At 61.7% G+C, this 25,495-nt stretch carries 23 protein-coding genes; 16 read left to right on the top strand and 7 right to left on the bottom strand.

Going from position 1 to position 25,495, the window contains the following annotated elements:
• The 4 genes from V3W39_RS05745 to V3W39_RS05760 form a co-directional block, all read right to left on the bottom strand.
• Positions 1 to 1,173, bottom strand: a complete 1,173-nt coding sequence (locus V3W39_RS05745) for an L-dopachrome tautomerase-related protein (RefSeq protein WP_330212344.1) — start codon at positions 1,171 to 1,173, stop codon at positions 1 to 3.
• A gap of 128 nt (positions 1,174 to 1,301) precedes the next feature.
• Complete coding sequence (locus V3W39_RS05750) at positions 1,302 to 2,234, bottom strand: LysR family transcriptional regulator (RefSeq protein WP_177042284.1); 933 nt, start codon at positions 2,232 to 2,234, stop codon at positions 1,302 to 1,304.
• A gap of 74 nt (positions 2,235 to 2,308) precedes the next feature.
• Positions 2,309 to 3,508, bottom strand: a complete 1,200-nt coding sequence (locus V3W39_RS05755) for a CynX/NimT family MFS transporter (protein WP_177042282.1) — start codon at positions 3,506 to 3,508, stop codon at positions 2,309 to 2,311.
• Positions 3,495 to 3,956, bottom strand: a complete 462-nt coding sequence (locus V3W39_RS05760) for a nucleoside deaminase (protein WP_330212345.1) — start codon at positions 3,954 to 3,956, stop codon at positions 3,495 to 3,497. Before V3W39_RS05760 ends, V3W39_RS05755 begins: the two co-directional genes overlap by 14 nt.
• A gap of 106 nt (positions 3,957 to 4,062) precedes the next feature.
• On the opposite strand from V3W39_RS05760, the gene V3W39_RS05765 reads away from it, so the two are divergent.
• Positions 4,063 to 4,908 carry a LysR family transcriptional regulator gene (locus tag V3W39_RS05765; protein WP_259195163.1) on the top strand — a complete coding sequence of 282 codons (846 nt, stop codon included), beginning with the start codon at positions 4,063 to 4,065 and terminating at the stop codon, positions 4,906 to 4,908.
• 69 nt (positions 4,909 to 4,977) lie between these two features.
• On the opposite strand, the gene V3W39_RS05770 is transcribed toward V3W39_RS05765, so the two are convergent.
• Entirely contained in the window at positions 4,978 to 6,096 is a 1,119-nt protein-coding gene (locus V3W39_RS05770; protein ID WP_330212346.1) for a hypothetical protein, read from the bottom strand.
• A gap of 301 nt (positions 6,097 to 6,397) precedes the next feature.
• Between V3W39_RS05770 and V3W39_RS05775 the strand changes: the two genes are divergently transcribed.
• The 11 genes from V3W39_RS05775 to V3W39_RS05825 all read left to right on the top strand — a co-directional run bounded on the left by V3W39_RS05775 (position 6,398) and on the right by V3W39_RS05825 (position 15,914).
• On the top strand, positions 6,398 to 6,787 hold the full coding sequence (locus tag V3W39_RS05775; protein WP_330212347.1) for a CesT family type III secretion system chaperone: 390 nt from the start codon (positions 6,398 to 6,400) through the stop codon (positions 6,785 to 6,787).
• Positions 6,788 to 7,028: 241 nt separating this feature from the next.
• The gene (locus V3W39_RS05780) at positions 7,029 to 7,838 is read left to right on the top strand and encodes an energy transducer TonB (RefSeq protein WP_177042273.1); all 810 of its coding nucleotides are present in this window, start codon (positions 7,029 to 7,031) and stop codon (positions 7,836 to 7,838) included.
• Between the two features lie 51 nt (positions 7,839 to 7,889).
• Positions 7,890 to 8,618, top strand: a complete 729-nt coding sequence (locus tag V3W39_RS05785; protein WP_177120271.1) for a MotA/TolQ/ExbB proton channel family protein — start codon at positions 7,890 to 7,892, stop codon at positions 8,616 to 8,618.
• Position 8,619: 1 nt separating this feature from the next.
• The gene (locus tag V3W39_RS05790; protein WP_003218118.1) at positions 8,620 to 9,021 is read left to right on the top strand and encodes an ExbD/TolR family protein; all 402 of its coding nucleotides are present in this window, start codon (positions 8,620 to 8,622) and stop codon (positions 9,019 to 9,021) included.
• An 895-nt stretch (positions 9,022 to 9,916) separates the two neighbouring features.
• Complete coding sequence (locus V3W39_RS05795; protein WP_177040882.1) at positions 9,917 to 10,498, top strand: alpha/beta hydrolase; 582 nt, start codon at positions 9,917 to 9,919, stop codon at positions 10,496 to 10,498.
• Positions 10,499 to 10,546: 48 nt separating this feature from the next.
• Entirely contained in the window at positions 10,547 to 11,467 is a 921-nt protein-coding gene (locus tag V3W39_RS05800) for a sigma 54-interacting transcriptional regulator (RefSeq protein WP_003211821.1), read from the top strand.
• A 233-nt stretch (positions 11,468 to 11,700) separates the two neighbouring features.
• Positions 11,701 to 12,483 carry a MetQ/NlpA family ABC transporter substrate-binding protein gene (locus V3W39_RS05805; protein ID WP_010168878.1) on the top strand — a complete coding sequence of 261 codons (783 nt, stop codon included), beginning with the start codon at positions 11,701 to 11,703 and terminating at the stop codon, positions 12,481 to 12,483.
• A 498-nt stretch (positions 12,484 to 12,981) separates the two neighbouring features.
• A complete protein-coding gene (locus V3W39_RS05810; protein ID WP_017478083.1) occupies positions 12,982 to 13,647 on the top strand; it encodes an amino acid ABC transporter permease in 666 nt (221 codons plus the stop codon).
• Complete coding sequence (locus V3W39_RS05815; RefSeq protein WP_177075894.1) at positions 13,628 to 14,287, top strand: amino acid ABC transporter permease; 660 nt, start codon at positions 13,628 to 13,630, stop codon at positions 14,285 to 14,287. Before V3W39_RS05810 ends, V3W39_RS05815 begins: the two co-directional genes overlap by 20 nt.
• Positions 14,284 to 15,060, top strand: coding sequence for an amino acid ABC transporter ATP-binding protein (locus V3W39_RS05820; RefSeq protein ID WP_177120352.1), 777 nt, complete (start codon positions 14,284 to 14,286; stop codon positions 15,058 to 15,060). Before V3W39_RS05815 ends, V3W39_RS05820 begins: the two co-directional genes overlap by 4 nt.
• Positions 15,057 to 15,914, top strand: coding sequence for a transporter substrate-binding domain-containing protein (locus V3W39_RS05825; protein ID WP_177120353.1), 858 nt, complete (start codon positions 15,057 to 15,059; stop codon positions 15,912 to 15,914). Before V3W39_RS05820 ends, V3W39_RS05825 begins: the two co-directional genes overlap by 4 nt.
• A gap of 116 nt (positions 15,915 to 16,030) precedes the next feature.
• On the opposite strand, the gene V3W39_RS05830 is transcribed toward V3W39_RS05825, so the two are convergent.
• Complete coding sequence (locus V3W39_RS05830; protein ID WP_330212348.1) at positions 16,031 to 17,191, bottom strand: AAA family ATPase; 1,161 nt, start codon at positions 17,189 to 17,191, stop codon at positions 16,031 to 16,033.
• 122 nt (positions 17,192 to 17,313) lie between these two features.
• Between V3W39_RS05830 and V3W39_RS05835 the strand changes: the two genes are divergently transcribed.
• From V3W39_RS05835 to V3W39_RS05850, 4 genes are read left to right on the top strand one after another with little or no spacing between them, the layout of a single operon-like run.
• Positions 17,314 to 18,417, top strand: coding sequence for an efflux RND transporter periplasmic adaptor subunit (locus V3W39_RS05835; protein ID WP_177040893.1), 1,104 nt, complete (start codon positions 17,314 to 17,316; stop codon positions 18,415 to 18,417).
• Positions 18,414 to 19,484 carry an efflux RND transporter periplasmic adaptor subunit gene (locus tag V3W39_RS05840; protein ID WP_177120354.1) on the top strand — a complete coding sequence of 357 codons (1,071 nt, stop codon included), beginning with the start codon at positions 18,414 to 18,416 and terminating at the stop codon, positions 19,482 to 19,484. Before V3W39_RS05835 ends, V3W39_RS05840 begins: the two co-directional genes overlap by 4 nt.
• Positions 19,481 to 22,534 (top strand): efflux RND transporter permease subunit, encoded by a 3,054-nt coding sequence (locus tag V3W39_RS05845; protein ID WP_177040898.1) that lies wholly within the window; start codon positions 19,481 to 19,483, stop codon positions 22,532 to 22,534. The genes V3W39_RS05840 and V3W39_RS05845 overlap by 4 nt, the downstream gene beginning before the upstream one ends.
• A 2-nt stretch (positions 22,535 to 22,536) precedes the next feature.
• Positions 22,537 to 24,756 (top strand): glycoside hydrolase, encoded by a 2,220-nt coding sequence (locus V3W39_RS05850; protein WP_330212349.1) that lies wholly within the window; start codon positions 22,537 to 22,539, stop codon positions 24,754 to 24,756.
• Positions 24,757 to 24,854: 98 nt separating this feature from the next.
• Here V3W39_RS05850 and V3W39_RS05855 read toward each other — a convergent pair whose 3' ends face one another.
• A complete protein-coding gene (locus V3W39_RS05855; protein ID WP_177040903.1) occupies positions 24,855 to 25,481 on the bottom strand; it encodes a class I SAM-dependent methyltransferase in 627 nt (208 codons plus the stop codon).
• Between the last annotated feature and the right edge of the window lie 14 nt (positions 25,482 to 25,495).

Raw genomic sequence — 25,495 nt, forward strand, 5'->3', positions numbered from 1 at the left:
CTAGTGTGTGGGCGCCGGCGCGGCATCGATCTTCACTCGCAGCAGGCTGTAGGGTTTCTGGCGCAAGTCTTTGCCTGCGTGAAAGATGCCTTGGCGGTGCAACTGATTGGCGATGAAGTACAGGTAGCCGTCAGGACCGATTGACAGTGTGTCGGGCCAGAGCACACGAGGATCATGGACGATGGTCTGCCATTGCCCGTTCGCCAGCCGTTTGCGCACGCTGTTGTTTTCGTAGTCGCCGGCATAGACGGCCCCCGAGGCGTCGGCTTCAAGCCCGTCCGAGGCGCCTTTTTCCCCGAGGTCTTTGACCGCCATCTCGAGGCGCGCTTCGCTGACTGTCGCGTCTCGCAGCAGTGCCGTGGGGATGGAATACAGGTGCCGGCTCGACAGCGGGCAGAAATACAAGGTCTGCCCATCCGCCGACAGGGCGATGCCGTCCGAAGCCACGGCAAACGGTTGGGTGCCGCCTTTGGCATCCCGCACTTTGAGGACCTGGCCTTCGACCGTGGGCACGAAGTTCGGGTCGACCGAGGTCGAGGGTGCACCACTGAGCCGGCGTATGGCGGTGCCACTGGCGATGTCCATGACGATGATCGCGCCCGGGCCGGTAAGGGAGGAGTCGGTGATATAGATCACGCCTTGGTCACCTACGCGAAAATCAAAGCGCATGTCGTTGACGTAGGTGCCGGGCAGCATGACGTTTTTCGGGAATACGAGGGTCTTGACCACGTTGTTGGTGGCGAGATCAACCGCGACGAGCTTGGCACCCCCCGGCTGTGGAGACGAGAAGCCAGGCGCTGCGGTGTCCAGTATCCAGAGGTGCCCACGCCCGTCGGCCACCACGCTTTGTACGCTGATAAATCCCTTGGCCGGGTCTTTGGGGTTGGCCTGGTTTATCGCCTGGTCAGGGTAGGGTACGACGTTGCCATCGCGCAGTTCTGCGACGGTAAACGGCACCTCGTCGCCCCAGCGAGGAAAGTTGACAAAGATGCGTCCGGTCTCGGTAACGCTCACGCCGGTGGGCATGGCATCGTTGAAGGCGTGCACCTGCTCGATGGCGCCAACGCTCTGATCGGCGGGCAGGTTCGCCGGCATGGAAGCCTGGGCGGCAGTGCCGGTGAGGGCCACTGCCAAGGCAAGGGCAGTCCAACTGAGTGGGTATTTCAAGTACATGGCGGGGCTCCAGGTTTTTCTGTTCTGGGGCCAATGGTGTCGGTTCCCGGCAGACGAAAAAACCCGCTGATTGCCGATAACAGTTTCATTGAAATCAAGAGAATGGGTTGCCGCGTACGCCCGGTTTTTTAGCTGCGGGCGAGCAAGCTTGCTTCAGCTGAGGGGCTGTCCACGGTGACCAGGGTTTCGATCATCGCCTTCGCCGCCGGCGACAAGCGAAACCCGGTACGGCTGATGATCCCGCAGCGGTTGTTCAAACTGTCGAGGCTGTGAGGCACATTGCGCCAGTGCAGCACCGTCAGTGCGCCACGGGCAACGTCTTCGGCAAACGCATCCTCGGCGCCCAGGCCGATCGCATTGGACTGGCGCACGATGGCTGCCAGCGCCGCAAACTGCTCCAGCTCGATCGCGGGAGAAAAGTCGATACGCCCGCTCAGGTTGGCCAGCAGCTTGCGTACCCCGGGAGCGATCAGCGGTGTGGCCAGCGGGTAGTCAAACAAATCGTTGGTTGAGAGGCTGTCCTTAGCCAGTAGCGGGTGCCCGGCGCGGCAGAAAAATACATTGCGCCGGGGTGTCAGGGCCTGGGTCTGGAAGTTCGGATCGGCCTCGAAGTGGCGCACATCGGCGATGAAGAATTCGATCTCCTCGCGGCTCAAGCTACGCCCGAGTTTTTCCCAGTTATCCACCTGCAATCCGCTGCGTACTCGGGGATGGGCGCCGACAAACCGCGCGATCGCCTCGGGCACCAGGTTCACTGCCGCCACGGCATCGCAGCCAAAGCGCAATTCGCCGGCGTCGAGCTTGGTCATGCGGGTAACTTCGTGGCTCAGCCGCGCCGCCCCCTGAACCAGCGACAGGGCATGTTGCAACACCACCTGGCCCTCGGGGGTGGGGCGCAGGTCTTTGTGGGCGCGGTCCACCAGCACACAGCCGAACTCCTGTTCCAGGCTCTGGATACTGCGGCTGAACGCCGGCTGGGTAATGCCCATGGCGTCGGCGGCGCGCACAAAACTGCGGTACTCGTTCAGAGCGATGAAGTAGCGCAGTTGGCGAAGGTCCATGGAGTTTTCCGGCGTCCTGAAGGAAACCGGGATTCTAATCGCCTCGCTTATTCCGCCAAAGAAGCTTTATTGTTTTATCTAGACTCAAATTGCATATTCATAGAGCCGGTGCGGTAGGTGGCCGGGCTGAACACTCGGGTGAGTATCAGCATCGCCACCACCGTCACTGTCAGCACCATCCACGCGCTGACGAAACTGCCGGTCAACTCCCGCAGCCAGCCGGTCAGCCACGGCGAGATAGCGTTGATCAAAAAGCCCACGCCCTGGACAAACGCTGCCAGTTGACCGGCTTCCCGAGGGTCGCGGCGGTGATCCAGGGTCAGCAGCAGGCTCAGGGCAAAACATGCTCCCAGGCCGAAGCCGATCAGCGCCACCCACAGGTGCGGGAATTGCAGCGGCGCCGTCAGCAGGCCGATATAGCCCACGGTCTGGGCCAGCAGGCTGATGCTCAGCAGCGGTCGACGATCAATGCCGCGTTGCGCCAATGCGGGCATCAACAGTGCGGCGATTACCTGGAAGATCGTCATGAACGCCAGCAGCGAACCACTGGGCAGCACGTCCCAACCCAACTGCTGATAGTAGGCCGGTAACCACGCGACCATGCTCATGTAGCCGCAATTCACCAAACCGAAATACAGCGCCAGCAGCCATGCGCGACGGTTGCGCAGGCCTTGGAATGGCGCTGTCACCTGCGGGTTTTTCGCCGCGCCCAATGGCAGCCAGGCCCATAGCAACAACGCTCCCAGCGCCGGCAGCAACCAGATCCCAAGCCCTGCCTGCCAGTGCTGGAAATGCCCAGCCACCAGCGGGCTGAGCAGTGCCGCCAAGCCACCGCCGCCCATCAGCGACGCCGAGTAAACCCCCATCGCCAGTGGCACGCGCTGGTGAAACTGGCGCTTGATCATCGCCGGCACCAATGCCTGGATCAGCGCCACACCCGCGCCGCCGAACAACGCGGTGGCCAGCAGTGCCGGCGCCTGGCCAAACAGCCAGCGCGCGAGGCACGCCAGCAGAATCATCATCAGGCCCAGGGCGATCCCGCGACGTTCCCCCAGCTTGGCCTCCAGGCGCACACCCACCAACGCCACCAGGCCCATGCAGATCACCGGCAGGCTGGTGAGCAGCGCGCTGCTCTGGAAACTCAGGCCGGTGGCCAGGCGGATTTCCCCCAGCAACGGGCTGATGGAACTGAGGATGGGCCGCAGGTTCAGGCCCAGCACCACCAGCAAGCCCCAGCCGGCGAGTTTGCCGGCGAACGAATTATTCAGCGTCATGCAGGGCCTGCCATTGCGCGTAAAGGGTCTGCATCGCTGCCTGCGGCAGATGCTGTACGGGCAATTTTTGCTCCGCCAGCGGCAGCGCCAATTGCTGGTAGATCGCCGCTGTGGACAGGCCAAACGGCGCCGCCACGTCGTTGCTGGCGGCGAATACCACGCGGGACACGCCGCACAGGTACATCGCACTCAGGCACATCGGGCAGGGCTGGCCGCTGGCGTAGATCACGCAGCCTTCCAGGCGCGGGCCGAGTCGTTGGCTGGCGGCGCGGATGGCGAGCATCTCGGCGTGGGCGGTGGGGTCCTGGCTCAAGTGGATTTCATTGACCGCTTCCACCAGCACCTCGCCGTCGTGCACCAGCACTGCACCAAACGGACGGCCACCGGCGGCGACGTTGGCCTGGGCCAGTTGCACGGCGTGATGCAGATGTTGCTGATCGTCAGTCATGGAAACCCCCTTGTGCGCAATGAGGCGTGAAGTATGGGCAGCCGCAGGGGTATTCTGAAATTAAATATAACCATGCCAATCAGTGGCAAATGGAATGGTGAGGCCCATGTTCGATCCCGTCTTGTTGCGCAGTTTTGTCGCCGTGGTTGATTGCGGCAATTTCACCCGCGCCGCCGAGCGCCTGCATTTGACCCAGTCCACGGTCAGCCAACAGATCCGCCGCCTCGAAGACGCGCTGGGCAGCCAGGTGCTCGACCGTGATCAGCGCCGCGTGGTGGCCACCGTGGAAGGCGAACGGTTGCTGGCCTATGCGCGACGCATCCTGGCGCTGCACGAAGAGGCGGCCGACGTGCTGATCAACCAGCAGAGCGACGGTGTATTGCGCCTGGGTGTGCCGGAGGATTTTGCCGCGGAGCGCCTGATGCCGCTGCTGTCGGCGTTTGTTGTGGCGTATCCGCGAGTGCGGCTGGAAGTCACCAGCGGGCTGGGCCCTGAATTGCAGCGTCAGTATCGTGGTGGTGAGTTCGATATTTTGTTGGTCAAGCAGATGGGCGACAGCGATGACTGCGTGGCGTCCTGGCCGGAGCCGCTGTGCTGGGTGGACAGCCTGAGTACGCCGTCCCTGGGCCGTGACCCGCTGCCCTTGGTGGCATTTCCCGTAGGCGGCCTTTACCGTAATGAAATGCTGCAGCACCTGGAAGTGGGTGGCTGGCGCTGGCGCATCGGCTATTCAAGCGCGAGCCTGGCGAGTGTGTGTTCGGCCGTGGGGGCGGGGTTGGGCATCAGCCTGTTGCCACGGCGAGTGGTGCAGGCGGGGCATATCGTGCTCGGGACGGACAGTGGTTTGCCCGTGGTGCAGGGGGTGCGTCTGGCGTTGTATGTGCGGGGAGGCCTGGGAGCCGCAGGGCAGACGTTACAACGGCAAATCGTAAAGTTATGCGCAGGCAGGTGAGAGCGATGGGCTGGATCAAACAGGCACCATGGCCGGGGCGATGAACGTGCCCGGTCATGGTGCCACGGCTTAAGTGCGAGGAGACCTCTGTTTACTCATCAGTTCGCTGACGAGTTCCGTCGCGGCACCTTGCCCGAAGAGATGCGCAGCGTCTTGTCCAGGGCCGACCACAGATTGTCCATCCTGGCCTGTGTAAGCCAGTGTTCCGCCCAGAACTTCCACCGCACTATGGTAGCCATTGCTGATCAGGAACGCGGCAGTGCCGGCCGCACGCGCGTATCGGGCGTTCCGTTCGTCGTCAGGCAAATGGGCCATGGGGTCGTTTGCCTGCTGTGGTTGTGCCCTGAGGTTTTCCATTACCCCCGTGTAGGGTGTTTTTTCTCCACGAAGCATGTCCCAGACGGCCAGGGTTTCCGCCTGGGTACCTGACATATGGGCTACCAAAGGCTCTGTCGTCTGGAGGACTCGCTCGGTTTTCAGCTGCGACACATCCCATCGGCTGGGGAGCAGCCGTCCTGATTGCGCAATACCTAACTGGTCATCCGCCTCTTTTCCCAGATTATGAATACCTGTGCGGGGAGGCTGCTCATTGGGTGGCTTGATTCTTTCCTGTTTCTTGGCCGGGCCTATGGTGCCAGAGCCTCCCAATGCCGCAGTGGGCGCCATGATCGTCTCTGGTGACGTCGCAAGGTTCAGTAGCTTTGGAATCAATTCCTTGAGCTGCTTGTCCTGGTCTTTTGTACGCTCAACACCCGTAGTGGAATCACTCAGAATCGCGCCGATATCCCCCATGAGCGCGATCAATATCGATCGGTCTTTCGCCGTCGCGTTGCTGCGGCCCGGAGGTATGTCGTTATGCATGCGTTTCAAGGTGTCGAGCAATGCCTGCGCGTTCTGGCCTGGCATGAGCCCTTCTGCTCCGAACAAGTGCCCACCCAGAGGGTCCTGCAGATCACCGAGGCCGCTGATCATGTCGTGCGCGCGGCCTGCGGCCAATCCCAGTTCGGTGCGTAGCGCCTCGCCTGGGTTATAGAGCAGGTCCCTGGCACTCATGGTCTGTTGCAACGCCAATTGTCGTGTTTGGCTGTTTGCGGCAGAACGAGTGGCTGGGTCGACAAAGCCCGTGTGCTGAGGCTGGGCAGTCGTTTTGGGGAGAGCAGGCAGAGGAACCTGCTGGAGGGCAGTCAAATCTGCTCCACGCGCGCCCCTTTCGATCAAGGACTCGCTGCGCGACACAGGTGGAGCCGTGTGCTGGCGAAGCTGGTTTAGCTGAGGAGGTTCCACGCCAACGAGTGGGGGCATGGAAGGGACGGATTGATGGATGAACATGCGGTTACCTTTTCTCAGATTGGTTTAGCTCAGTGGTACGGTTGCTGAGCGCAGTTCCAAACGCCGTACGGCTGCTGCGGAGAGTTTCCTACGCTTTGCATGGAACTCTGAGTCGCCGTCTAACCACTCTTTGTGCCGTACAACTCAAGGGAGAATGACGGTGGAAGCTAGCAATTTGCTAATGGCGGCGTTGAGCAAAAGGTTTGGTGGCAATTTTTCATTGCAGGACGGTGTGTGCGCTTTGGCCGACGCTCGGCAACAGGAAGCGGTAATCATCGAAATGCCGAAGAATGCGGCAAGTGTGACGTTGCATTGCACGATGGGCCTGTCTGACTTGAGTCCGTTGGGATGCCGACGAATGCTTGAGATGAATTTTCAACAGGGACGCAGTGCTGGGCGTTGGTTAGCCTTGGATGAAGCCGGTTTGCTCAGGTTGTGTTCCCAGATGTCGATGAAGGCCTTGGACGAAGTGATTTTCTGTGACTGGGTGTCGGGATTCACGAAGGTGGCTGTTGAACTGCGCGATCAATTGCGTAAGTGCTGTCTCTGAACCGATGCCTTTAGAGAATATTTCTTATGCCTGAAAAGCATTGAGATTTTCCCCCTCGGCGCCAGGCCGCGCAGGACGTGGCCTCGGCGTATCCGGATGTTTCGGTTATTCAATTTAGATCTATCTATAACTTTAAAGATTACTTTAAGAGATAAGCGTCTGCCGCCGATGATTCACCCCTCGACGGCCGCCAAGGCAGGCCCGTCGGTTTTTTTGCTTAAGACCGCAGGGGAGTTAATCAATGGGCAATGTCCAGACCGCCGCCAGTGCACAAGAGGCGCAGTGGCGCCAGGCACCGGGTGGTGAGTTGGTCGACCTTGGCCGGCCGCATCGCGCGCCGTTGGGGCAGCTGCGTACGCAGAAAACCCCCAAGGGTGTGTTGAGTCGGCGTGAAGCGATCCTGTTGGGGATTCTCGCGCTGGCCTTGCACGGCGCGGTGATCTATTGGGTCAGCCAGAAGCCAACCCCGGTGCTGCCGATTGTGCCGCCGGAAATTCCGCCGATGACCATCGAATTTTCCCAGCCGGCACCGCCGGTTGTGGAACCGCCGCCACCCGTGCCGCCACCGCCGCCGCCACCGGTTGTCGAGCCACCGCCACCGGTGGTCGATGAGTTGGCCGCCAAGCCGGCGCCGAAAAAGATTCCGAAACCCAAGCCGGTACCGAAGCCTGTGCCCAAGCCCGCACCGAAACCGGTGGCGGAGCAGCCGCCTGCGCCACCTGTACCTGCGCCACCGGCTCCAGCCCCGGCACCGCCTGCGCCAGCGCCGGTAACGCCGGCCTCGGCCAACGCCGCGTACCTGAAGAACCCGGCGCCCGAATACCCGTCACTGGCCCAGCGCCGGGGTTGGGAAGGCACGGTGTTGTTGCGGGTGCATGTATTGGCTACCGGCAAACCGGGTGAGATCCAGATTCAGAAAAGCAGTGGTCGCCAGCAACTCGACGAAGCCGCACTGGCTGCCGTGAAGCGCTGGAGTTTTGTACCGGCCAAGCAGGGCGATGTGGCCCAGGACGGCTGGGTCAGCGTACCGATCGATTTCAAGATTCATTAATTATTGGGATGCGGTGTGTTGGACACATCGCGACCTGCACAGAGGGAAGACATCATGGCATTAGCATCTCCAACTGAATCCATCGAAAGCGCGGTTATCTGGCTGCTGGTGGTCTTTTCGGTCGCCACCTGGGGCCTGGCCCTGCTCAAGGGCGTCCAGTTCGGCCGCCTCAAGTCCCAGGATCGCAAGTTCCACAAACAGTTCTGGGCGGCCTCCAGCCTGGATTCGGCCGCGGAACTGGCTGAAACCAAACCGGGCGCTGCTGCCCGTGTGGCCCAGGCCGGTTACGCCGCGATCCAGGTCGGCGATGCGCCGCACGCGGCTGACCTGAGCCAGGCGATCAATCACCAGGACCGCCTCGAACGTGCCCTGCGCCAACAGATTGTGCGTGAGCGTCGTTCTCTGGAAACCGGCCTGGCCGTGGTCGCCAGTATCGGCAGCACCTCGCCGTTTATCGGTCTGTTCGGCACCGTGTGGGGGATCATGGAAGCCTTGAAAGGCATCAGCGCCGCCGGTTCCGCCAGCCTCGAAACCGTGGCCGGGCCGATTGGTGCCGCGCTGGTTGCCACGGGTGTTGGTATCGCTGTCGCGGTGCCGGCGGTGCTGGTCTACAACTACTTCCTGCGTCGCCTGAAACTCACCGCCGCCGACCTGGATGACTTCGCCCACGACTTCTACAGCCTGGCGCAGAAGAACTCGTTCCGTGTGCTGCTGCACCCGACGCTGAGCAAGGCGGGTGGTGCCCAGGGCGGCGCGCAAAAAGTGAAGGAGGCGTCCTGAGATGGCCTTCTCCACGCAAGACAGTGATGAGGTGCTGAGCGAGATCAACGTCACCCCGCTGGTGGACGTGATGCTGGTGCTGCTGGTGGTGTTTATCGTGACGGCGCCGCTGTTGACCAATGCGATTCCGATCAACCTGCCCAAGACCGAGGCCGTGGCGCCGGTGGAGCAGAAAGACCCGTTGGTGGTGAGCATCGATGCCGCCGGCAAACTGTTTATCAACAAGGATGAAATCCAGCCGGACCTGCTGGAATTCAACCTGCAGTCGGCCAAGGCCAAGGACCCGGATGTGCGGGTGCAACTGCAGGCTGATGATGGAGTGAACTACGGCGAAGTGGCGCGAGCCATGGCGTCTATCGAGCGCGCTGGGATTACCAAGCTGTCGGTGATTACTGCACGTTAGTTTCAAATGCCTCGACAATTTTTTTGGCCGTCTCCTTGGCAGGGTGCGGCCTTTTTTTTGCCTGCGGTTTGGGGGGGTGTGTACATATCCGTTATTTGGGGGATGGCTGGCTATGGTTCCGCTCTTACAGCGGCTCACTTTTGAAGAGCGCAAAAGTAAGCAAAACGCTCTTGCCCCACCACTCGGCACCTCGCCTAGGCTCGGTGTGCCCTCAGCTCCGGTAGCACGAAGCGGGCCGCCGCGACGGGGCGTCCCTGCCCCGTCGCGGCTAAACCGGCGTCCTGCCGGTTTACCCGCTCCGTACTACCTGCGTTCGGCCAGCGTGGTTTAACGGGGCGCCTAAGATCAAGATCAAAAGCAGATCAACAGCACAGCGGCCTACAGGCCGGCTTGAGTGTGGTGAAGCAAAGGCAAAATCTAAAGCGAGCACGGTCCACTGTAGGAGCTGGCTTGCCGGCGATGGTCGTTAACGATGACGCTGGCGTCCTGAATGAACGCGGCGTTCTCAGGTTCTTCGCCGGCAAGCCAGCTCCTACAGAAAAGCGGCTTTTGCCTTTGCTTTTACCACTCAGGTCGGCTTTCAGGCCGCCGTGCTCTTGCTTTTGATTTTGATCTGACTGCCCCATTCAGCCCGGAGTGAGGGAACGCCGAGCCTAGGCGAGGTGCCGACAGGCGGGGCCGAGCCCTTTGCTTACTTTGGGCTGGGCCGGCATTCCGGCTTTTCCAAAGTGAGTCGCTGTAAGAGCGAAACCATAGGTGGCCGTTACCTAAATAACGGATATGTACCCTCAAGCCATCACTTTGGTTATTAATAAATAGCTTCTTATTCCTTAACGAATATATACCCCGTGCCTATACTGACCCACAACGTTAAACGCTGCAGGAGGGCACACCCATGCACAGCGAGTCGATTCGTTATCTGATCGTGCCGGGCTGGCAAGGATCGCCAGAAGATCATTGGCAAAGTCATTGGCAGAACAGCCTGCCCAACAGCGCACGCGTGGAGCAGGCCGACTGGCTCACCCCGCGCCGCGAAGACTGGGTGGCAGCACTGGCCGAAGCCATCGCCGCCGACAGCACCCCGGTGATTCTGATTGCCCACAGCCTGGGCTGCATCACCGTTGCCCACTGGGCCGCCACCGCCCCGGTGCAGTTTCTGCGTCAGGTACGCGGCGCCCTGCTGGTGGCCCCGGCCGATGTCGAACGCCCCGCATGCGCTCCCGCCCTGCGTAACTTTGCGCCAATCCCCAGCGACCTGTTGCCGTTCCCCAGCCAGGTCGTCAGCTCCGACAACGACAGCGCCGTCAGCGCCACCCGCGCCCTTGAACTGGCCCGCAACTGGGGCGCCGAAGCCGGAATCCTGTCGGGTGCCGGGCACATCAATGTGAAGTCCGGCCACCAACGCTGGGAACAGGGCTTCGCCTACCTCTATCGCCTGCAAAATCGCCTGGAGCACCACTCCAGGCGCCGTGCATAAAATTTTTTAAACGCCCCTTCCCCTTCGTGGATGGGGCGGGAGTCTGCCATGAGCCTGCATGAAACCTTCGGTCAGCCCCTGTTGACCTTCCCCGACGCCGAAAAAAGCCCCCTGAGCATTCGTGCCAAGGCGCTGGTGTTTGTCGACCCGCGTTCGCGCCAGCTGCGCGAAGACCTCGAAAACCTCGCCCCCCGTGCCTTGCCCGTGTTGATCCGCGGTGAAACCGGCAGCGGCAAGGAACTGCTCGCGCGCCACATCCACCGAGGCAGCGACCGCACCGGCTTGTTTGTCTCGGTCAATTGCGGCGCCATCAGCCCGACGTACGCCGACGCCGAATTATTCGGCTATGCCGCCGGCAGCCACAGCGGCGCGGCCAGCAGCCGGGCCGGCTGGTTTGGCTCGGCCAATGGCGGCACCTTGTACCTGGATGAAATCGGCGACTTGCCGCTGCCGATCCAGGTCAAGCTGCTGGCGGCGCTGGAAAACCACGAAGTCACTCGCGTCGGCGCCCATCAACCAAGCCCGGTGGATGTGCGGCTGGTGGCCGCCACCAGCATCGACCTCGCCCAGGCCGTGGCGGCCGGCAAGTTTCATGAGCGCTTGTTCCATTACCTCAGCGAAGGCCAGTTGGAGTTGCCGGCACTGCGCGAGCGAGTGGGCGACATCCTGTCGCTGGCGGAGTATTTCCTCGGTATCTACAGCCAGCGTCTCGACCTGCCGGTGCCATTGATCAGCGATGAAGCCCAGCGCGTGCTGGAGCATCACAGCTGGCCGGGCAACACCCGGGAATTGGAGAACGTGATCCACTTTGCCCTGCTGGTCAGCAGTGGCGACGAGATTTTACCGGAGCATTTGAACCTGCCCGTGGCAGGTTCGCCTGTGGAGCAGGTGCGGCGAATTCTTGGCCACGCCAGCGCCGCCGAGGTTGAAGCCCTGAAAAGCTATCTGAAAGAACACGCTGTTTTGTAGGCGCCCGGCTTGCCGGCGATGGCGTCCTCAGGAGCATCGCAAGGCTCAAGAACGCCATCGCCGGCAAGCCGGGCTCCTACATGAACAAAATGGAATATCAAAGTTAATAAAAAGTATTGTTCTGGAATAAAAAACCTCGGTATTGTCCGCTTCACGCCGCGATAGCACTTCGCTGGCACTCAACTAAAAAAGCGGCCGTCCCAGACGACCCGGATTTTCGATAAGGACACTGCATGAAAAAGGTTCTGTTGTTTACCGCATTGGCGGCTGCCCTGACTGCCAGCTTCGCCCAGGCCAACGAGAAACTGGTGGTAGCCGCTACCCCGATCCCGCACGCCGAGATCCTCGAGCTGGTCAAGCCGACCCTGGCCAAAGAAGGCGTGGACCTGGAAATCAAAGTCTTCACCGACTACGTACAGCCGAACGTACAGGTGGCCGAGAAGCGTCTGGACGCCAACTACTTCCAGACCCTGCCGTACCTGGAAAACTTCAACAAGGGTAAAGGCACCAACCTGGTCACCGTGATCGGTGTGCACGTCGAACCTTTCGGCGGCTACTCGAAAAAGATCAAGAATATCTCTGAGCTCAAAGATGGCGCCACCGTGGCCATCCCGAACGAAGGCAGCAACTCCGGCCGTGCCCTGCTGCTGCTTCAGAAAGCTGGCGTGATCACCCTGAAAGATCCAACCAACGCCCTGGCCACGCCGAAAGACATCGCCAGCAACCCGAAAAACCTGAAATTCAAAGAGCTGGAATCGGCCTTGCTGCCACGCGTTCTGGACCAGGTTGACCTGGACCTGATCAACACCAACTACGCCCTGGAAGCCGGCCTGAACCCGGCCAAGGACGCGCTGATCATCGAAGACGCCAAGTCGCCGTACGTGAACTTCCTGGTTGCCCGCCCGGACAACAAGGACAGCGATGCCATCCAGAAGCTGGCCAAAGCCCTGACCAGCCCTGAAGTGAAAGCCTTCATCGAGAAGAAATACAACGGCGCGGTCGTGCCGGCGTTCTGATCGAGCCCCAAAACCTCCTTCAAGGTTTAAACGCCGACGGCTTATACAGCGTCGGCGTTTTTTATGGCTGGAATGCGGTCAAAACTGTGGGAGCTGGCTTGCCAGCTCCCACACTGGATCGGTGTCGGTTTAAAGATTCCGGCTGTTAATGGCCCTGCGCAACGCCACCAGCCACTTCACCAGTTCCTGCGGGTCAATCGGTTTTGCCTCGGTCATCGCTCATTCCCTCGCCTGTTGATGGGCCATCAGTCTGGCCAGGCGCTGCCTATCCCTGAAGTGCAGCGCCGATAAATAGACCCTTCCTACTTACACGGGAACAGTAGCTGTCATCCGCCTGCACCGCGAATCCGCAGGTTATCTATTTGGGTGATATCAATATGCTATTTCGGTATTTAAATTTTACTTTTTATACCTTTAAAGTCGGCGCTACTCCGCGTTACCCACGCTGGACCGGACCGCACCAACGCCGCATTACCCCTGCGGCGTCAGGGATTTGAGATGACCTTCGATTACGCATTTATCCTCAGCACGCTGCCGGCGTTTCTCAAGGCCGTGGGCGTGACCTTGCAAGTCGGCCTGATCGCCATTGGCACCTCCCTGCTGGTGGCCTTGATCAACGCCGCGCTGCTGGTATTTCGCACCCCTTACGTGTGGCGCCTGGTGGCGCTGTACGTCGAGCTGGCGCGCAACACCCCGCTGCTGATCCAACTGTTTTTCGTGTACTTCGCGTTGCCGGCCCTGGGGCTGAATATCTCCGGGTTCTGGGCGGCGATCATCACCATGACCTTTCTCGGCGGTGCTTATCTCACCGAAGTGCTGCGCGCCGGCGTCGAGGCGGTGCCGCTGGCACAGATCGAGTCGGGCAAGTCCATCGGCCTGTCCCACTGGCAACTGCTGCGCCATGTGATCCTGCCCCAGGCCGGGATACTCAGCCTGCCGGCGCTGTTTGCGAACTTCATTTTCCTGCTCAAGGAAACCACCATCGTGTCGGCGGTGGCGGTGCCGGAAATTCTCTACACCACCAAAAGCTACATCGCCCTCTACTACAAAACCTACGAAATGCTCGCGGTGCTCACACTGATCTGCGTGTTGTTATTCCTGCCGCTGTCGCTGCTGCTCAGCCGCCTTGAAAGGAGGCTCCAGCATGGCCAGTTCGGGTCTTGAATTACTCTGGGTGTCGTTGCCGCAATTGGGCAAGGGCGCTGCGCAAACCCTGTCGATCTCATTCTTGAGCATCGCCTTCAGCACCGTCGGCGGCGTGGTGTATGGCGTGCTGCGCACGCTGAACTCGAAAGCGATCAACCTGGTGCTGCGGGTTTACCTGGAGCTATTCCGCGCCATCCCGGTGCTGGTGTGGCTGTATTTGCTGTTCTTCGGCCTGCCGATTTTCTTTGGCCTGAGCATCCCCAGCTTCTGGTGCGCGGTGCTGGTGCTGTCGCTGTGGGGCGCCAGTGAAGTCGGCGAAGTGGTGCGCGGCGCCTTGCATTCGCTGCCCCGCGGCCAGCGCGAAGCCGGCCTGTCGATTGGCCTGTCGGACCCGCAACTGTACGGCTACGTGCTGCTGCCCCAGGCCCTCAAACGCATGACCCCGCCGACCATCAACGTCTACACCCGCATCATCAAGACCAGCTCCCTGGCGGTGCTGATCGGTGTGGTGGACGTGATCAAGGTCGGCCAGCAAATCATCGAGCGCACCTACGAGTCGGTGTTGATCTACGGCGCGCTGTTCCTGTTTTTCTTCTTTATCTGCTACCCGTTGTCGGCCGCCTCCAAGGTGCTGGAACGGCGCTGGGCCCAAGCATGAGCGCATTGATCGAGTTCCAGGGTTTCAACAAATACTTCGGCGACCAGCAGGTGCTCAAGGGCATCGACCTGAGCGTGCAAGGCGGCGAGGTGGTGGTGATCCTCGGCCCCAGCGGTTGCGGCAAAAGCACTTTGCTGCGCTGCCTCAACGGCCTGGAAGTGGCCCACAGCGGCAGCCTGCGTTTTGCCGGCAAGGAGCTGCTGGACAAGGCCACCGACTGGCGCCAGGTGCGCCAGGACGTGGGCATGGTGTTCCAGAGTTACCACCTGTTCCCCCACATGAGCGTGCTCGACAACATCCTGCTCGGCCCGCTGAAGGTGCAAAAACGCGAGCCCCGCGAAGCCCGGGCCCAGGCCGAAAAACTCCTGGAACGCGTGGGCCTCTCGGACAAGCGCGACGCCTACCCGCGCCAGCTTTCGGGCGGCCAGCAGCAACGCATCGCCATCGTCCGTTCGTTGTGCATGAACCCGCAGGTCATGCTGTTTGACGAAGTCACCGCTGCCCTCGACCCGGAAATGGTCAAGGAAGTACTGGAAGTGATCCAGGACCTGGCCCGAGACGGCATGACCCTGCTGATCGTCACCCACGAAATGGCCTTCGCCCGCGCGGTCGCCGACCGCGTGGTGTTCATGGAGGCCGGCCGCATCCTCGAACAAAACACCCCCGAGGCATTCTTTACGAACCCGCAAACCGCACGCGCGCAGCAGTTCCTGGAGAAGTTCTCCTTTGTTTCAACACTGCCCAAGAAAACCAAGGAACTGGAGCTGATATGAAAACTGCCAAGTTGTTACTGCCATTGCTCGCCGTCGCATTGCTGGCCGGCTGCGACAAGAAGGCCGAAGAGCCCGCAAAACCTGCTGCCGCCGTGAGCTACATCGACAAGATCAAGGCGCGGGACAAGCTGATCGTCGGCGTATTTACCGACAAACCGCCGTTTGGTTTTGTGGATGAGTCCGGCCGCTACGTCGGCTTCGATACCGACATCGGCCGCCGCTTCGCCAAGGACCTGCTGGGCGACGAAAACAAGGTTGAATTTGTCGCCGTGGAACCGGCGAGCCGCATTCCGTTCCTGCAAAGCGACAAGGTCGACCTGATCCTCGCCAACATGACCGTGACCCCTGAGCGCAAGGAAGCGGTGGACTTCACCAACCCAAACCTGAAAGTGGCAGTGCAGGCGCTGGTGGCCAACGGCAGCCCGGTGAAAAGCCTGGACGACCTGGCGACCCGCACCACCATCGTCACCACCGGCACTACCGCTGATATCTGGCTGACCAAGAACCACCCGGACTGGAAACTGCTGAAGTTCGAGAAAAACTCCGAGTCGCTGCAAGCGTTGTCGGCAGGCCGTGGTGATGCGTACGCGCAGGACAACCTGGTGCTGTTCAGCTGGGCCAAGCAGAACCCGGGCTACCGTGTGCTGGAGCAGAAACTGGGCGATGAAGCGCCGATCGCGCCGGCGGTGAAGAAGGGCAACATCGAACTGCGCGATTGGGTGAATGCCGAGCTGGCCAAGCTGGGCGAGGAGAAATATTTGCTCAAGCTGTATGACCAGTATGTTCGCAAGGAACTGAGCGATGACACCAAGCCAGAAAGCGTGATTGTTGAAGGCGGGAAGTGGCAGGGCTAATTCTGCACTGACTGTTCTACCGCTATCGCAGGCAAGCCAGCTCCCACCTTTGAACGTATTCACAAATCAAAATGTGGGAGCGGGCTTGCCCGCGATGAGGCCGGGCCAGGCGCCGCCTAACTGGGCCAATGCCACGCCGGCTCATCCAGCACCCGCTGCCCCACCACCTGTGTCTGCCCCATCACCTTTTCCAGCATGATCGAATTACACCCTTCATCCTGCTGCAACGCCGCAATCAAGCGGCTGGCATGGGACACCACCCACACCTGACACTGCTGCGACACCTGGATGATCAACCGCGCCAACGCCGGCAACAGGTCCGGATGCAAGCTGGTTTCCGGCTCGTTCAGCACCATCATCGTTGGCGGCCTCGGTGTCAGCAGCGCCGCCACCAGCAGCAGATAGCGCAAGGTCCCGTCCGACAACTCCGCCGCCGACAACGGCCGCAGCAACCCCTCCTGATAAAACTCGATGGCAAAGCGTCCGCCCTGCAACGGCTCGATATTCAACCGTGCCCCGGGAAACGCATCGCTGATCGCCCGCTGCAACGCATCCGGGTCGCCAATCTCGCGAATGGTCTGCAACGCCGCCGCCAAATCCCGACCGTCGTGATGCAACACCGGCGTACGCGTGCCCAGTTGTGGCTGGCGCACCGGGGCGTCGACATCGCTGCGAAAGTGATCATAAAAGCGCCAGCCGCGAATGCTCTCGCGCAGCAACAGCACTTCCGGCGAACCCCGCAGGCTGCCGACCTGATCGAACAGGCTGTGGTAGTTCGACGTGTGCTGGGCCAGTACATCCCAGGCGCGACCGTCCCGGGCACGCACCATCGGGCCGGAACGCTGCACCAGCAGGCTGGCCGGGCGGTACACGTGGCCGGCCCAGATGCATTCCTTCTTGATCTGCGGGTCCAGGCTGAAGAACGACAAGGTTTTCTCGGGTAAACCGAGGGAAATCGCGTAGCTGAAATCGTCCCCGGCAAACCCCAGGCGCAGGCGCCTCACGCCCTGGCGCACAACGGGCTCTACCGCCACCTCGCCACTGAGCATGCGCCGGCTGATGGTTTCCGGCCCGGCCCAGAAGGTCGAATCCAGCCCACCCTCACGGGCCAGCGCGTTGATCACCCCGCCCTGGGCTGTCTCCGCCAGCAGTCGCAGGGCGCGGTACAGGTTGGACTTGCCGCTGCCATTGGGGCCGGTGATCAGGTTCAACCGATCCAGCGGCACCACCAATTTGTTGATCGAGCGGTAATTGGCCACCGCGAGGGTCTTGAGCATGAGAAAAATTATCGGCGTGGGAACCATCGGAGTATGGGATTCTCCATGCAGATAAGGAACCCTGTTCTAAGCTCACAGTCGCATAGACACTGGCACGGCGGCATCACGCAAAAGGAGCCTGCATGGGCGGTCCCACCTCGAGATTTATCTTCGGCCTTGGCCTGTTGGCGCTGCTGAGCGGCTGCGGCCAGGAAAAAGCCGAACCCAAGGAACATTCCCGGGTGTTTGTGCAGACCGTGAAGTCTGCCGACTTCGCCGCCGCCGTGACCCTGACCGGCGATATCCAGGCCCGGGTGCAGACCGATCTGTCGTTCCGCGTCGGCGGCAAGATCATCCAGCGCATGGTGGATGTCGGTGACCGGGTCAGCGCCAAGCAGGTGCTGGCCAAGCTCGATCCGAAAGATTTGCAGACCAATGTCGACTCCGCCCAGGCCCAGGTGGTCGCCGAACAGGCGCGGGTCAAGCAGACTGCTGCCGCGTTTGTGCGCCAGGAAAAACTCTTGCCCAAGGGCTACACCAGCCGCAGCGAATATGACTCCGCCCAGGCCGCGTTGCGCAGCAGCCAAAGTGCGCTGACCGCCGCCCAGGCGCAATTGGCCAATGCCCGTGAGCAGTTGGGCTACACCTCGCTGATCGCCGACGCGCCGGGCATCATCACCGCACGCCAGGCCGAGGTGGGCCAGGTGGTGCAGGCCACCGTGCCGATTTTCAGCCTGGCCCGGGATGGCGAGCGCGATGCGGTGTTCAACGTCTATGAATCGTTGCTGGTAGAGCCGCCACCGGACAAACCGATTACCGTCAGCCTGCTGGAAAACCCGCAGATTACTGCCGTGGGCAAAGTCCGCGAAGTCACCCCGGCGGTGGCCGCGAATACCGGCACCGTGCAGGTCAAGATCGCCCTCGACGCGCTGCCCAAGGGCATGCAACTGGGCTCGGTGGTCAGCGCCACCGCCAACGGGCCGGCCAAGGCCAGCATCGAGTTGCCGTGGGCTGCCTTGACCAAAGACATCAGCGAGCCAGCGGTATGGCTGATTGACGACGACGGCAAGGCGCAACTGCACAAGGTCACGGTCGCGCGTTATCTCACCGGCAAGGTGATCATCAGCGACGGCCTCAAGGGCGGCGAAAAAGTCGTGGTGGCCGGCGGGCAATTGCTGCACCCCGGCATGATCGTGGAAATCGCCCAGCCGCCGGACCAGGCCCAGGCCCAAGGAGTGCAGCCATGAAGCGGCTGACGTGTGTGCTGGCCGCCAGCCTGTTGCTGATGGCGTGCTCCAAGGAAGAACCGGCGCCGGAACCGGTGCGCCCGGTGTTGTCGATTGAAGTGAAGTCCGAAGACCAGGAAAACCTCGGGCGCTTCGCCGGTACGATCCAGGCCCGCTACGAAAGCAATCTCGGTTTCCGTGTGCCCGGCCGCATCGCCCGGCGCGCGGTCGACGTAGGCGCTGAAGTGGAGCAGGGCGCGTTGCTGGCCGTGCTCGACCCCACCGATCAACAGAACCAATTGCGCGCCGCCCAGGGCGACCTGGCTCGCGTGCAGGCGCAGTGGATCAACGCCCAGGCCAACGCACGCCGCCAGCAGGAATTGTTCAACCGTGGCGTCGGCGCCCAGGCCCAACTGGACATCGCCCAGACCGACCTGAAAACCACTCAGGCCTCGCTCGACCAGGCCAAGGCCTCGGTCAACCAGGCCAAAGACCAGCTCAACTACGCCGAACTGCGCACCGACCATGCAGGCATCGTCACCGCCTGGAATGCCGAGGCCGGCCAAGTGGTCAGCGCCGGGCAGCAAGTGGTGACATTGGCGCGACCGGACATCAAGGAAGCCGTCATTGATTTGCCCGCCGGCCTCGCCGAGCGCCTGCCGCCGGACGTAGTGTTCCTGGTTGCCGGGCAGATGGACCCGAGCGTCAGCACCACCGCCACCGTGCGTGAGATCGAACCCCAGGCCCAAAGCGCCACCCGCACCCGTCGCGCCCGCCTGACCCTGGCCGAAACCCCGCCTGCGTTTCGCCTCGGCACCGCCATCAGCGTAACCCTCAGCTCGGCCATCGCCCCGCGCATCGTGTTGCCCCTCAGCGCCTTGCAGGAAGCCGACGGCAAGACCCGCATCTGGGTCATCGACACCCAAAGCCAGACCGTGCAGCCCCGTGACGTCACCATCGTCAGCCGTGACGCCGACAGCGCCTTGCTCAACGCCGGCGTCAAACCCGGCGAGCGGGTGGTGAGTGCCGGCGTGAACAGCCTGAAGCCCGGGCAAAAAGTCAAAATCGACGAGGACAGCCCGCGATGAAAGGGAGCTTCAACTTATCCGACTGGGCCCTAAAGCATCAGTCCTTCGTGTGGTACCTGATGTTCGTCGCGCTGCTGATGGGCGTGTTCTCGTACATGAACCTGGGGCGTGAGGAAGACCCGTCGTTCACCATCAAGACCATGGTGATCCAGACCCGCTGGCCGGGCGCGACCCAGGAAGAAACCCTCAAGCAGGTCACCGACCGCATCGAGAAAAAACTCGAAGAGCTGGACTCCCTCGACTACGTGAAAAGCTACACCCGGCCCGGCGAGTCCACGGTGTTCGTGTTCCTGCGGGACACCACCAGCGCCAAGGACATCCCGGAGATCTGGTACCAGGTACGCAAGAAGATCGACGACATCCGCGGCAGCTTCCCTCAGGGCTTGCAGGGGCCGGCGTTCAACGACGAGTTCGGGGATGTGTTCGGCTCGGTGTATGCGTTCACCGCCGATGGCCTGTCGATGCGCCAACTGCGCGATTACGTGGAGCAGGTGCGCGCCGAAATTCGCTCGGTGCCGGGGCTGGGCAAGGTCGAGATGATCGGCCAGCAGGACGAAGTGATTTACCTGAATTTTTCCACCCGCAAACTCGCGGCCCTGGGGATTGATCAACGCCAGGTGGTGCAGAGCCTGCAATCGCAGAACGCGGTGACCCCGGCCGGGGTGATCGAGGCGGGGCCTGAGCGGATTTCGGTGCGCACCTCCGGGCAATTCGCCTCGGAGAAGGACCTGGCCAACGTCAACCTGCGGCTCAATGACCGGTTCTATCGGCTGGCGGATGTGGCGGAAATCACCCGTGGCTATGTCGACCCGTCGACGCCGATGTTTCGCTTCAACGGCAAGCCCGCCATCGGCTTGGCCATCGCCATGCAGAAGGGCGGCAACATCCAGGACTTTGGCAAGGCCCTGCACCAGCGCATGGACGACCTGACTGCCGACTTGCCGGTGGGTGTGGGCGTGCACAAGGTTTCCGACCAGGCAGAAGTGGTGGAAGAGGCCGTCGGTGGCTTCACAAGCGCACTGTTTGAAGCGGTGATCATCGTGCTGGTAGTGAGCTTTATCAGCCTCGGCGTGCGCGCCGGGTTGGTGGTGGCGTGCTCGATTCCGTTGGTGCTGGCGCTGGTGTTCGTGTTCATGGAATACAGCGGCATCACCATGCAGCGGGTGTCGCTGGGCGCGTTGATCATCGCCCTCGGCCTGTTGGTGGACGACGCGATGATCACCGTGGAAATGATGATCACGCGCCTGGAAAAAGGCGAGACCAAGGAGCAGGCCGCTACCTTCGCCTACACCTCCACCGCGTTCCCGATGTTGACCGGCACGCTGGTGACCGTCGCCGGGTTTGTGCCGATCGGGCTCAACGCCAGCTCGGCGGGTGAGTACACCTTCACCTTGTTCGCGGTGATTGCCGTGGCGATGCTGGTGTCGTGGGTGGTCGCGGTATTGTTCGCGCCGGTGCTCGGCGTGCACATCCTCAGCAGCAAGGTAAAACCCCATAACGCCGAGCCGGGCCGGGTGGGCCGGGCGTTCAATGGCGGCATGCTGTGGGCCATGCGCAATCGCTGGTGGGCCATCGGCATTACCGTGCTGTTGTTTGTGGCGTCGGTGTTTTCCATGCAGTTCGTGCAGAACCAGTTTTTCCCGTCTTCGGACCGCCCGGAAATTCTAGTCGACCTCAACCTGCCGCAAAACGCCTCGATCAACGAGACCCGCAAGGCCGTCGACCGCCTTGAAGCGATCATCAAGGACGACCCGGACATCGCCCGCTGGAGCACCTACATCGGCCAGGGTGCGATCCGTTTTTACCTGCCCCTGGACCAGCAACTGGAGAACCCGTACTACGCGCAGCTGGTGATTGTCAGCAAGGGCCTGGAAGAGCGCGGCGCGCTGATTGCGCGCCTGCAAAAACGCCTGCGGGAAGATTTTGTGGGCGTGGGCAGCTTTGTGCAGCCGCTGGAAATGGGCCCGCCGGTGGGGCGTCCGATCCAGTATCGAGTGTCTGGCAAGGACATCGATCAGGTGCGCAAACATGCGATCGAACTGGCGACCATGCTCGATAAAAATACCCACATGGGCGAGATCATCTACGACTGGAACGAGCCGGGCAAAGTCCTGCGGGTGGACATCGCCCAGGACAAGGCGCGGCAACTGGGGCTGTCGTCGGAAGACGTGGCGCAGTTGATGAACAGCGTGGTCAGCGGTGCGTCGGTGACCCAGGTGCATGACGATATCTACCTGATCAACGTGGTCGGCCGCGCCGAAGATGCCGAACGCGGCACGCCGGAGACCTTGCAGAACCTGCAGATCGTCACGCCCAACGGCACCTCGATTCCGCTGCTGGCGTTCGCCACCGTGCGCTATGAACTTGAACAGCCGCTGGTGTGGCGTCGCGACCGCAAGCCGACCATCACCATCAAGGCTGCGGTGCGCGACGACATGCAGCCGACCGACCTGGTGAAACAGCTCAAGCCGGAAATCGACAAGTTCAGCGCCGCGTTGCCGGTGGGCTACAAGGTCGCCACCGGCGGCACCGTGGAAGAAAGCGGCAAGGCCCAGGGCCCGATTGCCAAGGTGGTGCCGCTGATGCTGTTCTTGATGGCGACCTTCCTGATGATCCAGCTGCACAGCGTGCAGAAGATGTTCCTGGTGGCCAGCGTCGCGCCGCTGGGGCTGATTGGCGTGGTGTTGGCGCTGATTCCCACGGGCACGCCCATGGGCTTTGTGGCGATCCTCGGGATTCTTGCGCTGATCGGCATCATCATCCGCAACTCGGTGATCCTGGTGACGCAGATCGACGCCTATGAACGCGACGGCTACACGCCGTGGGACGCGGTGGTGGAAGCCACCGAGCACCGGCGCCGGCCCATCCTGCTGACCGCGGCGGCGGCAAGCCTGGGCATGATTCCTATCGCCCGGGAAGTGTTCTGGGGGCCGATGGCCTATGCGATGATCGGCGGCATCATCATTGCGACGTTGCTGACGCTGCTGTTCCTGCCGGCGCTGTATGTGGCCTGGTACAAGATTCGCGAGCCGAAGAACGAACAGGCTTGAGCATGATTCACTGGTTGCGCCACGGGCTGCTGCTGAGCAGCCTGGTTTTATCGCCCCTGGCCGTCGCCACGACCGTGCTGGAAAACCAGCTGTGGCGCATCGAACTCGACCCGGCCACCCTGGCGATACGTGTGACTCCGGCCGACAGTGATGCGGTGCAAGCCTCCAGCGGCGTCGACGGGCACAAGGTTGGCGATCTGAAGGAGAGTTCCAAACAGGCCAGTTGGCACTGGGACGGCGGCGCCTACAGCCTGAGTGCCAGCCTTGAGCAGCGTGACTTGGCGCTGACGATCACTGCACGTGACGCCGGTGAGCTGCCGATCCTGCGGCAACCCGCCAGTGCCATCGGCAAGGGCCTGGTCTGGCCTCTGGCCGAAGGGCATTACGTGCCGGCGGGCAATGCCGTATGGCAAAAATTCCTGCTGGAACAGGGCGACGTCAACACCACGCAAGACCTCAGCCTGCCGCTGTGGGGTGTGGATCACGGCACGTTCACCCTCAACTGGCTGATGACCAATCCCTACAACAACCGGCTGCGTTGGCAGGCTGACGGCAAAGGGCTGGCGTTGTCGGCCTCCCATGAGTTCACAACGCTGGATCCCGCCACGCCGATGACCCTGCTGTTGCACCTGGGCGAAAGCGATCCGCTGGCCGGCGCCAAGCGTTATCGCCAGTGGCTGGTGGAGCAGGGCCGCTATGAACCCCTGGCGGACAAACTGCGGCAAACCCCGGAAGCGGAAAAACTGCTGGGCGCGAGCCATATCTACCTGTGGGGCAATGACCTGCTGGGCGCGGGCGATGTGCGCGATTGGCCGCAACTGCTCAAGCTGCTGCGCGGCGGCAAAGGCCTGGCGGCTGAATTGAATGGTTTGCTGGATAAGGAATCGGCGCAGCTGCGGCAGGCCAAGCAACCGTATGAGCAAGGCGTTCTCCTGCGGGGCTTGAACGCCGCGATCAACAAAAAGGCCCGGCAAGGCTGGCAGCCCTCCACCGAGCCCGACATGACCCGGCTCGCTGACGGTTATGGCGCATTGCGCAGCGAATTGGCGGTGACCTTTGCCGGCGCCTTGAGCGCCACGCCCGAGAGCTGGGGCAGTACGTTATCGGTCACCAACGCATTGAAGGGCGCAGACCTCAAACGCCTGCTGGTGACCCAGGGCGAAGGCTGGGAAGGCGGCCTTTGGCACCCTGAAGCGGTCAAGGCGGGGGTTGATGCCGGTTACTTGATGGCGCCCTACGACTCCTATGAAACCGCCTTGTCCGCCACCGAAAACCCCGACTGGACCACCGCGCACCTGGGCAGCAAGGCCTACAGCGAATGCGCGATCGTATTGAAGGGCGGCGAGTTCAAGACCGGCTTCCAGAAGTCCGGCCACTACACCGACCCACGCTGCGTGCGGCCGTTACTGGAAGCACGGATCAAGGCGGTGCAGGCCAGGTCCGGGTTCAACGCCTGGTTCCTCGACGCCTATGCCACCAGCATGCTGTTCGACAGCTATCGCATCGGCGCCGGCATGACCCAGGCACAGAACGCCGATGGCAATATCGATGCGTCCCGCTGGATCAGTACCGTGCTCAAGCTGCCGGCAGGGTCCGAGGACGGCAACGCGATGACCGCCCAAGGCATTTTGTTTGCCCACGGCATGCAAACACCGGTGCTCGGCTGGGGAGACAAGGAGATGACCCGGGACAAGCAGTCGCCCTATTACGTAGGCGCCTGGTACCCGCCGGAACAGCCGGCGGTGTTCTTCAAATCCGTGCCGTTGAAAGAGCCATTCCGTACGGTCTACTTCGACCCGACGATGCGCCTGCCGCTGTATCAGGCAGTGTTCCACGGCTCGGTGATCACCACGCACCATTGGCTGTTCGACAGCCTGAAACTGAGCAATGTGCGGCGGGAGAACGAACTGACGCAACTGCTCTACAACGTGCCGCCGCTGTATCACTTGAGTGCGGCAACGGTGAAGCAGCGTTTGCCGTTGATTCAACGTCAGGACGAATTTTTCCGGCCGCTGCATGAACGGTTGGCGACTCAGGCCATGACGGATTTCCGCTGGTTGACGGCAGACAGACAGGTGCAGCAGACCAGCTTTGCCGATGGAACGCGGTTGGTGGCGAATTTTTCCGGGGAGGTGAGAGAAGGTTATGCGGCGAGCAGCGTAACGGCGTTCATATCCGGCGAATCACCTACGATTTATTCCGTAGCAGCTGTCGAGCCCTAGCGAGGCTGCGTTGGCCGCGCTGCCGAATTTGAGCCAGGCGCGGTGACCGAGGTGCGCCTGACGCAGCCTCGCCAGGGCTCGACAGCTGCTACGGGGGGTTAGGTTTTGCGCCACACACTCGCCAACCACGGCTGCTGTTCCCGTGGCAATCCCGCCGGCCGATAGTAATGCTCCAGCTCCACAAACCCCGCCGCCGTCAGCAGTTCCTGCCATGCCTGCAAGTCGTGATACGAGCCATACCGTGGCCCGTTCCAACCTTCCTGGTTTTCACCCCGGGGGTTTGAGCTGAACAACACGCCACCGACCTTCAACGCCCCATGCAATTGCCCAAGAATGCGCGGCAACTCCTGCTTGGGAATATGAAACAGCACCGCATTGGCAAAGATCCCGTCGAAACGCCCGGCAGGCAAATCCAGCTTCAGGAAGTCCTGCTGCAGCACTTCACAGCCGCTGTCTTCCCGAGCCATCTGCGCGAACCGCTCCGAGCCATCAAGCCCCACCGCGATGTGCCCCATGCGGGTAAACGTCTGCAAGTCCCGCCCCGGCCCGCAGCCGAAATCCAGCACGGTAAACGGTGCGTCGCCCTGGATATGCCGCAGCAATGCATCGATGTTCTGACTCACATCGTGATCGCGGGTGCCTTCACGAAAATCCTCGGCCACCTTGTTGTAGTGGCCGAGGGTGGTGGAGGTGATCTGGTCGAGGTCGTCGGGGGCGAGTTTCATGGCGGGCAGTACCG

The organism is Pseudomonas sp. Z18(2022) (assembly GCF_036346535.1).
GTDB lineage: Bacteria > Pseudomonadota > Gammaproteobacteria > Pseudomonadales > Pseudomonadaceae > Aquipseudomonas > Aquipseudomonas yamanorum_A.

Excerpts from the sequence above, each read along its gene's own strand:
- V3W39_RS05745 (WP_330212344.1), bottom strand. The coding sequence starts at position 1,173 with ATGTACTTGAAATACCCACTCAGTTGGACTGCCCTTGCCTTGGCAGTG.
- V3W39_RS05750 (WP_177042284.1), bottom strand. The coding sequence starts at position 2,234 with ATGGACCTTCGCCAACTGCGCTACTTCATCGCTCTGAACGAGTACCGC.
- V3W39_RS05755 (WP_177042282.1), bottom strand. The coding sequence starts at position 3,508 with ATGACGCTGAATAATTCGTTCGCCGGCAAACTCGCCGGCTGGGGCTTG.
- V3W39_RS05760 (WP_330212345.1), bottom strand. The coding sequence starts at position 3,956 with ATGACTGACGATCAGCAACATCTGCATCACGCCGTGCAACTGGCCCAG.
- V3W39_RS05765 (WP_259195163.1), top strand. The coding sequence starts at position 4,063 with ATGTTCGATCCCGTCTTGTTGCGCAGTTTTGTCGCCGTGGTTGATTGC.
- V3W39_RS05780 (WP_177042273.1), top strand. The coding sequence starts at position 7,029 with ATGGGCAATGTCCAGACCGCCGCCAGTGCACAAGAGGCGCAGTGGCGC.
- V3W39_RS05790 (WP_003218118.1), top strand. The coding sequence starts at position 8,620 with ATGGCCTTCTCCACGCAAGACAGTGATGAGGTGCTGAGCGAGATCAAC.
- V3W39_RS05795 (WP_177040882.1), top strand. The coding sequence starts at position 9,917 with ATGCACAGCGAGTCGATTCGTTATCTGATCGTGCCGGGCTGGCAAGGA.
- V3W39_RS05800 (WP_003211821.1), top strand. The coding sequence starts at position 10,547 with ATGAGCCTGCATGAAACCTTCGGTCAGCCCCTGTTGACCTTCCCCGAC.
- V3W39_RS05805 (WP_010168878.1), top strand. The coding sequence starts at position 11,701 with ATGAAAAAGGTTCTGTTGTTTACCGCATTGGCGGCTGCCCTGACTGCC.
- V3W39_RS05810 (WP_017478083.1), top strand. The coding sequence starts at position 12,982 with ATGACCTTCGATTACGCATTTATCCTCAGCACGCTGCCGGCGTTTCTC.
- V3W39_RS05815 (WP_177075894.1), top strand. The coding sequence starts at position 13,628 with ATGGCCAGTTCGGGTCTTGAATTACTCTGGGTGTCGTTGCCGCAATTG.
- V3W39_RS05820 (WP_177120352.1), top strand. The coding sequence starts at position 14,284 with ATGAGCGCATTGATCGAGTTCCAGGGTTTCAACAAATACTTCGGCGAC.
- V3W39_RS05825 (WP_177120353.1), top strand. The coding sequence starts at position 15,057 with ATGAAAACTGCCAAGTTGTTACTGCCATTGCTCGCCGTCGCATTGCTG.
- V3W39_RS05830 (WP_330212348.1), bottom strand. The coding sequence starts at position 17,191 with ATGCTCAAGACCCTCGCGGTGGCCAATTACCGCTCGATCAACAAATTG.
- V3W39_RS05835 (WP_177040893.1), top strand. The coding sequence starts at position 17,314 with ATGGGCGGTCCCACCTCGAGATTTATCTTCGGCCTTGGCCTGTTGGCG.
- V3W39_RS05840 (WP_177120354.1), top strand. The coding sequence starts at position 18,414 with ATGAAGCGGCTGACGTGTGTGCTGGCCGCCAGCCTGTTGCTGATGGCG.
- V3W39_RS05845 (WP_177040898.1), top strand. The coding sequence starts at position 19,481 with ATGAAAGGGAGCTTCAACTTATCCGACTGGGCCCTAAAGCATCAGTCC.
- V3W39_RS05850 (WP_330212349.1), top strand. The coding sequence starts at position 22,537 with ATGATTCACTGGTTGCGCCACGGGCTGCTGCTGAGCAGCCTGGTTTTA.
- V3W39_RS05855 (WP_177040903.1), bottom strand. The coding sequence starts at position 25,481 with ATGAAACTCGCCCCCGACGACCTCGACCAGATCACCTCCACCACCCTC.